At 67.4% G+C, this 13,194-nt stretch carries 13 protein-coding genes and 1 pseudogene; 6 read left to right on the forward strand and 8 right to left on the reverse strand.

Features of this window, described 5'->3' with window-relative positions:
* Positions 1-104: 104 nt before the first annotated feature.
* From BMG07_RS21515 to BMG07_RS21530, 4 genes are all read right to left on the reverse strand, one after another.
* A complete protein-coding gene (locus tag BMG07_RS21515; RefSeq protein ID WP_198086252.1) occupies positions 105-2,306 on the reverse strand; it encodes a ParB/RepB/Spo0J family partition protein in 2,202 nt (733 codons plus the stop codon).
* A 1,196-nt stretch (positions 2,307-3,502) separates the two neighbouring features.
* Positions 3,503-3,856 (reverse strand): DUF2958 domain-containing protein, encoded by a 354-nt coding sequence (locus tag BMG07_RS21520; RefSeq protein WP_198086253.1) that lies wholly within the window; start codon positions 3,854-3,856, stop codon positions 3,503-3,505.
* Between the two features lie 765 nt (positions 3,857-4,621).
* A complete protein-coding gene (locus BMG07_RS21525) occupies positions 4,622-4,909 on the reverse strand; it encodes a CopG family ribbon-helix-helix protein (protein WP_198086254.1) in 288 nt (95 codons plus the stop codon).
* Positions 4,910-4,942: 33 nt separating this feature from the next.
* Positions 4,943-5,887, reverse strand: a complete 945-nt coding sequence (locus BMG07_RS21530) for an ArdC family protein (protein WP_374221308.1) — start codon at positions 5,885-5,887, stop codon at positions 4,943-4,945.
* 1,625 nt (positions 5,888-7,512) lie between these two features.
* Between BMG07_RS21530 and BMG07_RS21535 the strand changes: the two genes are divergently transcribed.
* Positions 7,513-7,806, forward strand: coding sequence for a type II toxin-antitoxin system Phd/YefM family antitoxin (locus BMG07_RS21535; RefSeq protein WP_198086255.1), 294 nt, complete (start codon positions 7,513-7,515; stop codon positions 7,804-7,806).
* Positions 7,803-8,207, forward strand: coding sequence for a hypothetical protein (locus BMG07_RS21540; protein ID WP_198086292.1), 405 nt, complete (start codon positions 7,803-7,805; stop codon positions 8,205-8,207). The genes BMG07_RS21535 and BMG07_RS21540 overlap by 4 nt, the downstream gene beginning before the upstream one ends.
* Before the next feature lie 141 nt (positions 8,208-8,348).
* Here the strand turns inward: BMG07_RS21540 and BMG07_RS21545 are convergent.
* Positions 8,349-8,632, reverse strand: a pseudogene (locus BMG07_RS21545) (transposase); the annotation flags it as partial.
* Between the two features lie 198 nt (positions 8,633-8,830).
* Here BMG07_RS21545 and BMG07_RS21550 point away from each other — a divergent pair.
* The 3 genes from BMG07_RS21550 to BMG07_RS21560 all read left to right on the forward strand — a co-directional run bounded on the left by BMG07_RS21550 (position 8,831) and on the right by BMG07_RS21560 (position 10,182).
* Positions 8,831-9,493, forward strand: coding sequence for a hypothetical protein (locus BMG07_RS21550; RefSeq protein ID WP_198086256.1), 663 nt, complete (start codon positions 8,831-8,833; stop codon positions 9,491-9,493).
* Between the two features lie 108 nt (positions 9,494-9,601).
* Entirely contained in the window at positions 9,602-9,895 is a 294-nt protein-coding gene (locus tag BMG07_RS21555; RefSeq protein ID WP_198086257.1) for a CopG family ribbon-helix-helix protein, read from the forward strand.
* Entirely contained in the window at positions 9,892-10,182 is a 291-nt protein-coding gene (locus BMG07_RS21560; RefSeq protein WP_198086258.1) for a type II toxin-antitoxin system RelE/ParE family toxin, read from the forward strand. Before BMG07_RS21555 ends, BMG07_RS21560 begins: the two co-directional genes overlap by 4 nt.
* A 220-nt stretch (positions 10,183-10,402) precedes the next feature.
* Here the strand turns inward: BMG07_RS21560 and BMG07_RS44245 are convergent, their stop codons facing one another.
* Positions 10,403-11,077, reverse strand: coding sequence for a JAB domain-containing protein (locus BMG07_RS44245; RefSeq protein WP_198086259.1), 675 nt, complete (start codon positions 11,075-11,077; stop codon positions 10,403-10,405).
* A gap of 860 nt (positions 11,078-11,937) precedes the next feature.
* Between BMG07_RS44245 and BMG07_RS21570 the strand changes: the two genes are divergently transcribed.
* Positions 11,938-12,261: a hemagglutinin gene (locus BMG07_RS21570; protein ID WP_198086260.1), complete on the forward strand. Its 324-nt coding sequence runs from the start codon at positions 11,938-11,940 to the stop codon at positions 12,259-12,261.
* 152 nt (positions 12,262-12,413) lie between these two features.
* Here BMG07_RS21570 and BMG07_RS42575 read toward each other — a convergent pair whose 3' ends face one another.
* Positions 12,414-12,647 carry a hypothetical protein gene (locus BMG07_RS42575; protein WP_269759251.1) on the reverse strand — a complete coding sequence of 78 codons (234 nt, stop codon included), beginning with the start codon at positions 12,645-12,647 and terminating at the stop codon, positions 12,414-12,416.
* Positions 12,648-12,761: 114 nt separating this feature from the next.
* Entirely contained in the window at positions 12,762-13,178 is a 417-nt protein-coding gene (locus BMG07_RS21580) for a hypothetical protein (RefSeq protein WP_198086262.1), read from the reverse strand.
* Positions 13,179-13,194 lie beyond the last annotated feature (16 nt).

Here is a 13,194-nt window from a genome sequence, read left to right on the forward strand (position 1 = left end):
GGTGCGTGGCGGTGCGTGGCGGTGCGTGGCGGTGCGTGGCAGTGCGTGGCAGTGCGCGGCTATGGGGAGCCGCGAAGGGCCGCGCCGCGCGCGGCCCCGTGCGATCACGCGTCCTGATCGTCGTCAGGCCCGTCGCCGTCCGGCTGCGCCCCTTGCGCCCCCTCCTCTTCGTCACGCGCGGAACGCTCGTCCTCGTCGGGGGCCGCCGGCTCCGGCTGCTTCGCGCGCAGCGCGGGCGGCAGCCAGCGCGTGCCTTCGAGCAGGCCCGCGCAATGCGCGGCGAGCTCGTCCTTCTTCAGCCCCGCGAGCACCGGCGGCGCGTCGGTCCCCGTCGCCTCGCACACCGCCTGCGTCATCGCGGCCTTGCTCACATGGCGCAGGTAGCGCCGCTGCGTCGGCTGCCACCAGTCGGCCATGTCCAGCCCGAGCGCCTGCGCGAGTGCATCACTCAGGTCGGCGCGCCGCTGCGGCCGGACCCCGATCGCATCGACGCTGCGCGCGGTGCAGTACGCGAGCAGTTCGATCACCACCCCCTGCGGCTGCGCCAGCAGCCACGCGAACAGCGTGTCCGGCCGGCCCGGCAACCGGTCGTCCCACAGCTCTTGCGCCTGCCCGAGCGCGGCGGCGGCGCGGCTGTCGCCGTAGTCGCTCGCGGCCTGCGCGAGCGTGCCGTCGCCGCACACATGCGTGGTGACGCGCACGATGTCGTTGCCCGGCCCGTAGAGGCCGAACACTGTCTCCGCCATGCGGTGCGCAAGCGCCGCGAGCGCCACCCCGGGCGCCTCCAGCAGCGCCGCCTGCAGGGCGGCGGTGCGGTGGGCATTCAGGTCGCGCAGCAGCCGCTCGGACAGCACAGGCCGCGCGGTCGCGCAGGCGCCGGCCTCTTCCTCGGCCCCCGCGCGGACGGCGTCGCTGGGCCGGTCGGTCCGTGCCTCGGGTCGCAGCAGCCCGCGCTCGACGACCACCACGCCCCGGCTGTCCAGCCGCACGAGCGCCCCGGCACGGCCCTGCTGTTCGGGCGTCCACTGCAGCAGCGCGGCGCGCGCGGTCGCTAAGCTGTCTTCGGCCGTCGCCAGCGCCTCGTCGAACTGCGCCTCGCGCGCATCGAAGCCCTCGTCCTCCGGGTCGCCCTCTTCGCGCAGCGCATCGAGCGCCTGTTCGCAGGCGCACTGTGCGGCCTCCAGTTCGTCGATCGCCGCCGCCTCCTCGGCCGTCGGCGTGCGCGGTTGCGGCGCCTCGCAACCGAAGCCGCGCCATGCCGCGCGTTCGCCGTCGAGCGTGCCCTCCACCCACGACCAGCCTTCGGCGCGCACCGCCTCCACATGGCCTTGCAGCCTGTCCATCGCAAGCGTGTGCAGCATCGGCAGGTTGTCCAGGTAGATGCCCGACAGGTCGTCGCCGGTGGCGAACAGGTCGCGGCGCACCGCGCCGCCCTCGGCCTCGTAGGCATCGAGTCCCACGAAGCGCGCAAGGCGGCTGTCCGCGCCGCACGCCTGTTCGGTGGCGGTCTCGCGGATGCGCCACGCGCTGCGGTCATGGGGACGCAGGCCGTCCCAGATGGCCTCCTGCGCGGCGGGGTCCTCGATCAGCGCCAGCGCCTGCAACTGGTCGTGGTCGATCTCGCCCTCGCGGTACATCGCGATGAAGCGCGGCGACAGACGCGCCAGCCGCAGCCGGCGCTCGACCGTCGACACGCCGACTCCGAAGCGCGCGGCCACCTGCGCGACGCTCAGATGCTCGTCCTCGATCAGTTGGCGGAACGCGACCATCTGGTCGGCCGGGTGCATGGCCTCGCGCCCGGAGTTCTCTGCGAGCGAGACCTGCCGCGCCCGCGACGCCTCGCACAGGCGGCACTCCACAAGCTGCGCGGCGGCCCATCGCCCCTGCGCGGCCAGCAGCTGCATCGCGCGCAGCCGCCGCCCGCCCGCGACCACGCCATACCGGCCGTCGTCGCGCGCCACCACGCTCAGGCGCTGCAGCAGCCCCTGCGCCTCGATCAGCGCGGCCAGTTCGTCCAGCCCCTCGGGCCGGTGCACGCGCCGCACGTTGGCCTCGTCGAGCACGAGCTGCTCGAGCGGCACCAGCAGGTCGCGGGGAAAGGAGGAAGGCGGCGCCTTCGCGGGGACGGGCGCCTTCTTTCCCCGCGCGGCGTTGACGGCGGGCGCGCTGGCGCCGGGCTTGGCGCGCTTTCCGGGCGCACCCGCGCGGGAACGGGAACGATCACGGGGCGCGGCCTTCGCATCGGCGCGCGCATTGGCATTGGCATTGGCATTGGCATTGGCATTGGCATTGGCATTGGCAGTCATTTCGGTGTCCTTTGCATGAGTGAATGGATGAACAAATGAATCGGATCAAGCGATGCCGGGTTCCTAGATTCCGAGCCCTTCCACGAAGGGCCCGGGGGCGTGTCGGCCTCCTACCCGGAGCTGGCCGCCGTTTTCCTGAGTTCGTCGCCCGGTGAACGAACGCGACGGCGCCGACGGGGGAGCCAGGGGGAAGCCTTCGTCACGCGCCAGCGTTACGAACACCCCCTTGCAGGCGCAGCCGGTCCCCCGGCGCCGCCGGCGCAGCGTCACCGGACAAGGCGATGAACACAGGACCACGGCGCACCCGAGCGGGGCCGATGCGCCCCCGGCGTCGCCGCGCGGCGAGCGCCCCCACGTGCCGCAGGCACGTCATGCATCGGAGGTCAGGGGACGAACGTCCCCGCGCCAGGGATGCACAAGGGCGGCGCCCACGCCGCTCCCCGCCAGGGGATGAGCGCGCAGGCGCGAACCTGGCGCAGCCCGACGGCGGGCAAGGCCGCCGGGGCGCCCGCAGGCGCAGGACGACGCTCCCCGTGGAGGGCCACCGCCGGATGCGAAGGCCAAGCGCTGCGCGCACGAGCCCGTGGCCTGGGCCCGTGCATCACGCAGGATCCCGATCACTGCGCACATGCGCTTCGCGCGGGTGCCCTGCCCCATGTGCTGTCCGCCGCACGGCACGGCGCGACAGAGGCGGTGTTCTGAACGGCGCAGGTCACGCTGCGCGGCATCGACGCCCCGACATCGCGACCACGGCGATGTCCGCCCCCACCGCGATGCACGCACCACACATCACACATCACAGCTAAGATCACCGCCTCGGCCGGAGGCTCGTCAGAAGCCCCGCCCCCTCGAACACCGGCAACTGCAGGAGCATTCCCCACGAAGCGCCAGACGTCTCCATGCCACCCGCCGCGCGTGAACGCGCGGCCCCGCGGGGCATCGCCCCGCGGTTGAATCCGCAGCGCCCCTCTTGCGCCCCTGCCGCGTCAAGGCCACCGAGGCGACCCGGTGCGCCCTCGACCAAAGGGCGCAGGCGCAAGCGCCGCTGACCTTCGACGCCGCGTCTTCAACGCCCCCTCGTGCGGGCCGCGAAGGGATCGAAAGAACCCAAGCACCGAAAGCCGAAGAGGACGCAAGCGCACGCCAAGGGCACCGGTCCGACCCGAAGGAAGGACCGATGCCTCGCGCGCCCCGGCTCAGGCCAGGATGCGCTGCGCCAGGCGCGCCTCGCGCGCATACGCGCTCAGCGGCTGGTGCGCGACGAAGTGCGCGTCGCACGCGATGGGCAGCCCCCAGCGCCCGCGCAAGGCCTCCAGTTCCGCCAGGCTCACGAAGCCCAGCTCGGGACAACCCAGGCCCAGGTCGCACAGGCCGAACGCGATGCCTTCGGCGTCCAGCTCGCTCAGCAGCCAGGTCGCGTTCGCATCGGGCGTGAACAGCTTGACCACCGGCGGCGGATCGAAGCGGGGATCCTGAGCCGAGGCTTGCGCATTGGCCCGCAACTGCGCGCGCTGCGCGTCGCTCAACAGGGTCGGTACGGATGTCGTCATGACGGTCGCTCCTTGAAAGGATGAAGGGCGGGATGGCCCGGGACCGACACCGGCACGCCGCAGCGCAGCCGTCAGGGTTCGCAGACGGCCGCAGGCCGCCAGCGCACACGGTGCGCGCAGACCTTGACGGCGAGAACGACGTGCAAGGATGCGAGGGAACAGCACAGCACGCCCCTTCTTTCAGGCCTGCACAGGCAAGCAGGCAGGCAAGCAGCGCGAAGATGAACACTCCACGCGAACGCCGCGAGTTCGACGCTCGCGTGCGTTCGGCATCCGCGACGGAAGGCGTTCTGCGGACGGCCCCGCCTCGACGCGGCCGGTCGATGGCCAAGGACCACGCGGTCCAAAGAAAAGCCGCCCGAAGGCGGCCTCTGCCAGTCCAGGCGTGACGTGTGGACGCGCCGCGCCTGCCAGCGCACCTTTACGCCAGGGCCTGCATCGCCGCTGCCCTCGGCCCGGCCCCGCCGCAGGAACGCCGGCGCTCGCCGACTTTCGCGTGCAGGCGCACGCCGCCGATCACCTGCAGCGTGGCGTCGCCCCGCCGCCCGCCCGGTCGGCGCGGGTGCCACCGGTTCGCAGGGCGATGGCAATGCCGAGGTCGGTGGGATCGGCCGGGCGGCGAAGCGCGCACCGTCGGCGCCGCTGCCGCTGCCGCTGCCGCGGTCGACGTTCATGCGAACGTGCGGCTGCAGCAGGCCGGCGCCCCGTGCCGGCAGCGACCGTGCCCGCGCCCCACGCGCAGGGGCGGGCATGCAGGCGCGAACCTCAGGTATGGCAGGCCGGGGCTGGCCGCTCGTCCTCAGCACCCCAGGTCTGCACCCAAGCCGTCACCTCACGGCCCGAGACATGCAGACCGGTTGCCCCGAAAGCTTCCCAGGCGGCCGCAGCCTCCCGGTGCAGGGCGTGGCGCCTTTCTTCGCGATCGACATACTCGGCAATGGCCTCGCGCATCAGCCAGTGCGGCGTCCGATGGCGCGCCGCAGCCAGGCGCTTCAGGCGCGCCTGGAGCGCAGGATCGAGCTGGACGAGCGTCGGGAAGGCGGGCAAAACCATGGACACGACGTTAGCAGCGAAGCGCCGTGGCGCCTAGGGGCGCTGCAGCGTCCCGAGCGGCGGCAGTTGCCGGGCCACCAGGAAATCGAAGGCCTCGCTGGCCAGCCGCGCGGCCGTGAAGATCGCCGTGCGGTCGCGGCGCAGCACCGCGAGCCAGGCCTGCAGATACGCCGCGTGCCCCTCGATGGTGGCGTCCACCAACCCGCAGTGCCCCATCAGGAAGGCCGAGCCAAGCTCCGCCACCAGCTCCTCGAAGGCATAGGCCGCATCCCCGAAGCGCTGGCCGAAAGCGCGCGACAGCCGCTGCGGATGGCCCGTCCAGTGCACGAGCTCGTGCAGCAGCGTGGCGCAGTAGTTCTCGCCGTTCACGAACTGCCGCGGCAGCGGCAGGCGGACTTCATCGAGCCCCGGCAGGTACACCGCCCCCGAAAAGCCGTGGCGCACGACCGCGCCGCAACCCGCCGCCAGGCGCAGCGCTTTTTCCACGGCGTTGGCCGGCTCGTCCGGTGCGCCGCCGGCCTCATCCGTCGCCCCCGGCGCACCCTTCCCCATCGCCTCTGCCACGCTTTCAGGCAACCCGTCGACCTGCGCGACGTTGAACAGCCAGAACGGCCGGCAACGCAGCACCAAGCCGGCGCGCGCGTCAGCGCCCTCCCCGCCCTCGCCATCCTCCGCGTCGGGTCCTCCCTCGATGACCCCACCCGCCGCGCGGGCCCCGCGCACGACATCGCGCGCCACGCGCTCGAAATGCGCGCACATCACGCCATGCTCGCCCTTGCGCACCTGGGCGCCGAGGGCGCACGCCTGCCGGTAGGTCAGCCACACGTTGCGCACATAGCCGCCCGCGATGGCCGCGTCCCACAGCAGCAGCACGTTCACGCCGCGGTAGGCCTGGCCTGTGCAGCGGTTGCGCGGCATGCCGCGCGAAGCCGCCGCGACCCAGCGCGCGCGGAACACATGGCCGCCCTGCGCGAGCATCGCAACGATCCGGTCCGTGACCGCCTGCCGAACATCCGGCCGGTCGCCACCGTGCGCCCGTGCATGACCCGCCTCCCCTCGATCTGCTGGCGGTGGGTCCTCGGGGGGTGCGGGGGGAACGCCCGCAGGCATCGATGCCTGCGCGGCCCGGCGGGATCGCGCGGGTCCTGTCGGCGGTGCGGAACGCGCCGTGCGCGCCGCGCGGCGAAGGGAGCGGGAGGGTGCGGTCATGGCGAAGCCTTTCTGCGGCATCTGCCGCGGTGGTGGAAAAACGATCTGCTGTCGGAGCCGCCTCGACGCAGACCCGGCAAGGGGCCAGCGAGACGGTCCAGGGCCCGCCCGCAGGCCGCAGCCGAGCACCGCGAGGACCGGGCGAGGACGGGGGCAACGCCTTCACCCTGGAGCGGGGAGCGACCCGCGCCATGCGTCGATCCAGAGGCGGACCGAGCGCAGACCGCCACCATCACGGCCGCAAGCCGCAGGACCCTCGCCAGGGCCGCGTCGCCCCGGGCATCACCGCACGCCACTGCCTGGGGATCCAAGCGCCGCAGCGCTTCAGCGCGCAGCGCTCGCGACGCCTTCTCGCGGCCGGGGCCGCGCTGGACAGGCTGCGCCGCGAAGGCGCGGCCAACGCGCCACTGCGCATACAACACACCTGCGCGCGCAAACCCTCGGCCCGGCGCAAAGCAAGAAAAAGGGGCGCCGAAGCGCCCCCGGGCCGCACAGGCCCGCGCACAGCCGCGCTCAGACGAGGCCGCGTTCGGCCATCGACACCGCCCGGTTCCCCGCGACCACGATGTGGTCCCCCATGCCGCATGCTGAAGCACCACACGGTAGCCATCGAAGTCTGCAAAGGTGCGACCACGGCGCAGGAGGTGCACCGACTATCTCGCCGCGCTGATCAATCATTTGGGTTCGCCCTGAACCGTCGAACACCGCCTGCGTTGACGCCCATGAGCCGTGCGCCGCAGACGGCCCCGCCAGCGAAAGCGCCACGGGGGACAGGGAAGAAGCAGCCGGGGAAACGGTGGAAGAAGAGGAAGAGAAAGAAGCGGTCATGGTGGACTCCTGCGGATGACACAGGCGGGATTGCCTGCGAGACCCCGCCACCCCGTCGCAGCGCAGCGCTCCAGGCCGCCGCAGCGCGCGGCACGCGCAGGGCCTTGAACGCGAGAACGAGGGGGTGAGCCTCAGGGCTCACAGGCAAGCCCTCCCCCACCCTTCGCAGCGGCCCCGAAGCGCCCGCGCCTTCCCCCAGGACCTGGCACGTCGCGCGATGCCGACCATGCGGACCGGCGGACCCGTGGACCGGGCAACGACGATGGGAGCGACGCCTTCGCGCGGGCGCGCGAAGCGATCCGCACCAGCCATCGCTCACAAAGCACGAGTCGGGCCCCATGTTCCCGCACCAAAGGCTCGCTTCAAGGGTGCCACGCGCCGATCGATGAGTCACTTCAATGCAGCATCGACACCAGAAGGTCGTCACATGCGACGTGCATCTCCATTCGCGATGGGATCCGCTGCACGGGGATGGCCATCGAACAATCCGAGCGCAAGCGCCGTCTTGCCAAGGGAGAGCCCATCCGGTACACTGGTATTAACGTAAACATTAATGGATTCCGTATATGCCGCTGCGCGCCTCAGACATCGTGCCCATCAGCGAAGCACGTGCCCGCCTGACGGAACTGGCCGAGGACGTCGTCGGCAGCGGAGCGGAGAAAGTGCTGACCAAGAACGGGGCGAGTTACGTGGCACTGGTCGACGCGCGACGTCTCGATTACTACCATGCCCTTGAAGCCGAGCACGCGAGCCTCGTGCTTGCCAACGACGCAATCACTGGCTTGGAGCAAGCCTTGGCCGGAGAGTTCGTGTCGGACGCCGAACTGGACCGTGCGCTTTCCAGCCTTCCCGCAGCGTGAGCATTCCTGTCAATGCGAGAGTTCGCGCGGCACCTCATTTTCTAGGTTGCCTGCGCGCGGCCTACGCATTCATGCAGCAGCAGGACGCCGCCTCCGCAGCCGTCCGGTTTGAGAAGCTGCAGCAAGAAGTTGTGAGGGCGCGCCAGCTCATTTCTTTTGAGCCGGCCAGCGGACGCCCGGCCCGCTTCCTCGACACCAAGTCCGCCTGGGGTCAATACCAAGCAGCCCAAGCGACACGACTTGCGCGAGCCCTGGGCATGCCCCAACTGCGGGAGTTGGTGCTGGCTCGCCATGTCGTGCTGTACGCGCACAACGCGCAGGAAGCAGTGCTGCTTGCCATGCGGCACGAGCGTCAGCTGACCTATCAGTGGCCCGCCGGTTCGCATCCGATGGACCACTGAGTCGTTTTAGGGGCGACACGTCAGACGCCTTGTCGCTGCGTGCGACTGATCGATAGAGGTACACCACGCGACTGAGCTGAATCACTGCGCAGGCCTTGCGCATGCTGACACCGAATCGCTGCATCAGTTCGGCGGCCAGTTCGCGCTTGCGCGAGGGCTTCAAAGTTTTTTGACAGGACGTCCTGCAGCATGGCCTTGTCCAGGCTCAGATCGGCTACCAGGCGCTTGAGCTTGGCGTTCTCTTCTTCCAGTTGCCTCAACCGTCGTAGCTCCGACGGGCCCAGGCCGCCGTATCGCTGTCGCCATTTGTAGAACGTGGCGTCACTGATGCCCATCTTGCGACAGACCTCATCGACCTTGGTGCCGAGCTCCGCCTGCTTCAGGGCATAGGCGATCTGCTCTTCCGTGAGCCTGCTTCTCTTCATGACATATCCCCCATTTCAACGGGTGAAAAATCATGCCGGAGTTTCTACTTTTCGATGGTCTGGTTTTCTGGGTCAGGGTCACGGCTCTCGAGCATCGTTGAATCTGGCGATGCTGCAGGTGCCACGGCGCACAACGATCAGACATTCTTGTGGGCTCCCCAGCGATCTGTAGGATTGGAAGACGGGAGGCGCAGGTGCATGACTCAGAAGAAGATCTACCAGCGGGATATCAACTCAGGCGCAATTTCGGACATTGCTGAGTTGCTTCGCTTCGTGGCCGACAAGAATCTGGTTTTGGCGCGACGTGGCGCGTCGTACGTTGGCGTGAAGGATGCGGCGGGGCGCAGGTTTAGGCTTTTCTTGCCGGACCATCCAAAGGCCATGAAAGCTGGCATCGCCGGCGTTCATGGTCCGATCTACGACTTTTGGATCTACGCATTGTTTGCCGGCAGCGCCGGCAACGTGGCCTGCTATGTTGGCCAGACGCGAAGCGTTTCTAGGCGCATCCGAGAGCATTGGAAGCATCGATTGGGCACCAGGTCCTCGGGGCCGCTTTTCGGCTGGGCCGAACATCACGAAGCAGAAGTCAACTTTGTTTTGTTGCAGTCGTTGCGCGGCCGGCAGCGTGAGGCGAATCACGCCGAAGCCGAATGGAAGGTGCGGGCGGCGCGGGCTGATTTCCATTTTCCATCTCGTGAGCTCTTGGGAGCAGGGATGCGACGCACTGCCTCTAGCGACCCGTGGCCCTTTGATGCAGCAGCGAACAACTCCCAGCCAATTGAACAGTTGGCGACCGGCGTCATAGCGCTGGCGTCGATTGAGGGGAACTGCATGCTTGGTGAGGAAGGTTATCGAACTTGAAGCAAGAAATCACCGATGGATGACGGCCGACGCCTTCCCGCCATAGTCGGTATGCTTGGCGTGGTGTGCTACGATGCACTTACCGCGTAACACATTGAGGTTGTTGCCATGAGCGAAACCACTTTCACATTTCGGGTCGAAGAAGCCCTGAAGGCAGAGTTTTCCAACGCGGCCAAGGCCAATGACCGTACTGGCGCGCAGCTCCTGCGCGACTTCATGAGGGATTTTGTTCAACGCCAGCAAGATGCGGCCGAGCATGACACTTGGTTTCGGCGCCAAGTGCAGACCGGCTTGGACGCTGCCAATGCTGGCGATCTTGTGTCGGCGGAGGAAGTCGAAGCCGAGGCCGCCGCCTGGCGAGCTGAGACGCGGCGAGGGCTAAATCCCTCTCGCAAGTCGTGAAACTGGTTTGGACCAGGCCGGCGCAGGAAGATCGACGTGCCATCCGCGACTACATCGCGGGCGACAACCCAAGTGCAGCACTGGCAATCGACGAACTGTTCTCGGAAAAAGCTGCGCGCTTGGCCAATATCCCCGAGATGGGCAAGCCGGGCCGCGTGCAGGGAACCCGCGAGCTGGTTGCTCACCGCAGCTATATTCTGATTTACGCCGTCAAGGCCGATCAGGTGCAGGTGCTGCGCTTACTGCATACAGCGCGTCAGTGGCCATCCGCAGGCAAAGGGCGGTAGTCAAGATGCGGCAATGGCGGCCGGCAGTATGCGTGTTGAGCAGCGTCTACCGCCGCGCTGATCAATCATTTGGGTTCGCTTTGAACCGTGGAACACCGCCTGCGTTGACGCCCATGCCTGTCACGCCAATTCCGTAAGGAGCCTGCACCCGCGCAGCGCCCGACGGGCGAGAAAACGAAAAGAAAGGAAAAAGGGGCGCTGAAGCGCCCCTCCGGCCTCATCAAACGAGGCCGCGCTCGGCCATCGACACCGCCCGGTTCCCCGCGACCACGATGTGGTCCAGCACCCGCACGTCGACCAGCGCGAGCGCGCCCTTCAGGGCCTCGGTCACCGCCACGTCGGCCGACGACGGCTCCACCTCGCCCGAAGGGTGGTTGTGCGCGAGGATCACCCCCGACGCGTTGTGCCGCATCGCGCGCTTGAGCACTTCGCGCGGATAGACGCTTGTCTGCGTCAGCGTGCCCCGGAAAAGATCCTCGAAGGCCAGCAAGGCACACCGCGCATCGAGGTACAGGACCGCGAAGCTCTCATGCGCCTGCCCCGCGAAGTGCAGCTTCAGGTAGTCGAAGACGGCATAAGTCGAGCGGAACGTCTCGCTCGGGCGCAGTTCCTCGGCCAGCAGCTCCCGCGCCAGGCGCAGCCCGCACAGCAGCTGCACGCACCCGGGCAGCGACGAATCCCGCGCAAAGCAGATCAGCTTGTGCAGCGAGCGCCCCTGCGCCTCGTACAGCCCCTGGGCATCAGCGCCCAGGAACGGCCGCAGCGCCTCGAGCACGCACTGCTCGCGCGCGGTGAAGCCGTGCGCCGCAGACGGCCCCGACAGCGAAAGCGCCACGGGGGACAAGGAAGAAGCAGCTGGGGAAACGGTGGAAGAGGAAGAAAAAGAAGCGGTCATGATGGACTCCTGCGGATGACACAGGCGGGATTGCCTGCGAGACCCCGCCACCCCGTCGCAGCGCAGCGCTCCAGGCCGCCGCAGGCGCGCGGCACGCGCCGAGCACGCGCCAGCGCGCGCAGGGCCTTGAACGCGAGAACGAGGGGGTAGCCTCAGGGCTCACAGGCAAGCCCTCCCCTGCCCTTCGCAAACGTCACGCAGGTATCCCTGCCCGCATGCAGGCCTGCGCTGTCGCTGGCTACGCTGGCGCCCGGCCAGCGGCCGGGCGCAGCCGCCGTTGCGGTACCCCTGAAATCAGGCTCTCCGCCCCTGGCGCACAAGACGACTCAGCGCCGGCTGGTATAAAAAATCTGACTTGGTAGCGATAAAATGACAAAAATCCTGTAGCAACTCACAAAAATCATGGCGTATGTCGGCTGCGAGCATGTGCGGTCTCACTTGAACCTTGAAGTTTTCGAGGTCAGGCGTCCGGCAATCGTGAAGCCCGTCACCCGAATCATGCGGACCGCGGATTGAGCCATGTACTCATGGCTCAACCCTCATCAAACGGACGCTTTGTGGAAGTAGCCGATGACCGGCGTGTGTTGTAGCGCCGCCATCAGATGCGCCCTGGCGTCGGTCCTTTGAAATCAACCACTTGGGGCCCGATTCGCCTCCAGGTGAAAGCAGGTGCGGCTTTTTTTGGCCCTGGGTGCGGGATTTCGGAGGTTGTGCGTGCGACTGCCATTCCGCTGGGCATGAGGATGTGGGCCGCGGCCGGACGGCAGCGCCGGTAGCGAGGCCAGCTTCTCGCGGGAACTGGAGGCGCTTGGCCGCTACGGGCACTGCAGAATGCGGCCAGAACTCATCGCCGAATATCTATGTCGACACATGCTCTTCGCCTGAAGTACGAGGCTGCCGTCGTTGCACTGGGCGACGCAGCTTCGCAGCTGCTTCGTTCAGGCGCGAGCGAAGAGCACGTCGCTCGTTGGGCGGTGGCGGAACGCAACGCTCTCAAGGAGGAGTATCGCAAGCTCACCCCCGCTCTGGTCGTGGCGCGTATCGCCGCCAAGACATTGGAGCGCTACGGCAATACGATGGGTCCCAGTGCGGACGACCTCCGCGCCGTAGGAAAGTCGTGGAGAGAAATCATCGATTCCGCAACACGCCCGGGCGACCACGGCACTGCCTTTTTCTTGAGATAGAGCAGGTGCCGCCGAGTACGAAGCAGACAAATCCGGTGTCCAACCGCGGGGGTATGCACATTCCCACAGGCGCGTCCCAGAAACACAGTCCCGCAACTGCGACGAGCGGTCCGAAGAACAAAGAAGGCCGAGGCTCGTGATGACAACGCTGATCAGCTCCGTTCCTCGGTTTCGTTCTTTGCCTCGAACTCAATGCCGCCAAGAAACCTGAACATGAAGTTATAGATCGCGCAGCCGATCGCGATTGAAAGATAACCAAACACAAGGTACATGATCGGCGCAAGCAACATCATCAGAACTGGGGGGCCAACACTTCCCGCAGGTGCAAAGATGTTGAATAAAGAACAAATGGAACCACAAACATCAGAGAGCTGAGTGCGATCCACACACCGAATACTTTGCCGTCTTGATGTGGCGAAAGACGCGAAACTTGTTGCTTCATGATTGGGCGCCTCCTTGCGCTGCGTGCTGAGACTATCCGGTTGCTTCCTGTTCCATGCCTACGCGGCCAGGCTTTTCGCGCTCCGCATCACCACGAGGCGAGCGATGAACCATGACAAGACTGCACCAAGAAGGGCGGCAAAAAGAGAGGGTTCAACAATCGCGGAGACGATGAATGCTCCGAAGAAGGGAACATTCAAATCAACAAAGAACACACACCGCCCAGAGCCAGTCCCTTGAGAGACCGCATACCCATGATGTGTCGCATATCGTGCAAGGCCATAGTGCTTCTGTCGAATCATCCATCCGCGGTCCGTCTTGCGAATCGTGTACTTGTCAGATGAACCACTCGGCGCTGCTTGAAGATCTATCGAATACACAGGCAGCCCGAATCGAAAATAGTTCTCTGCCCATCGGTACTGGAGCACGCCGTCAATGACGGCCAAAGCGATTGCGAGACCAAACAGTGCCGTCATCAGGGGCACCTGCAAC

It is taken from the genome of Variovorax sp. E3 (assembly GCF_016082275.1).
Taxonomy (GTDB): Bacteria; Pseudomonadota; Gammaproteobacteria; order Burkholderiales; family Burkholderiaceae_C; genus Variovorax.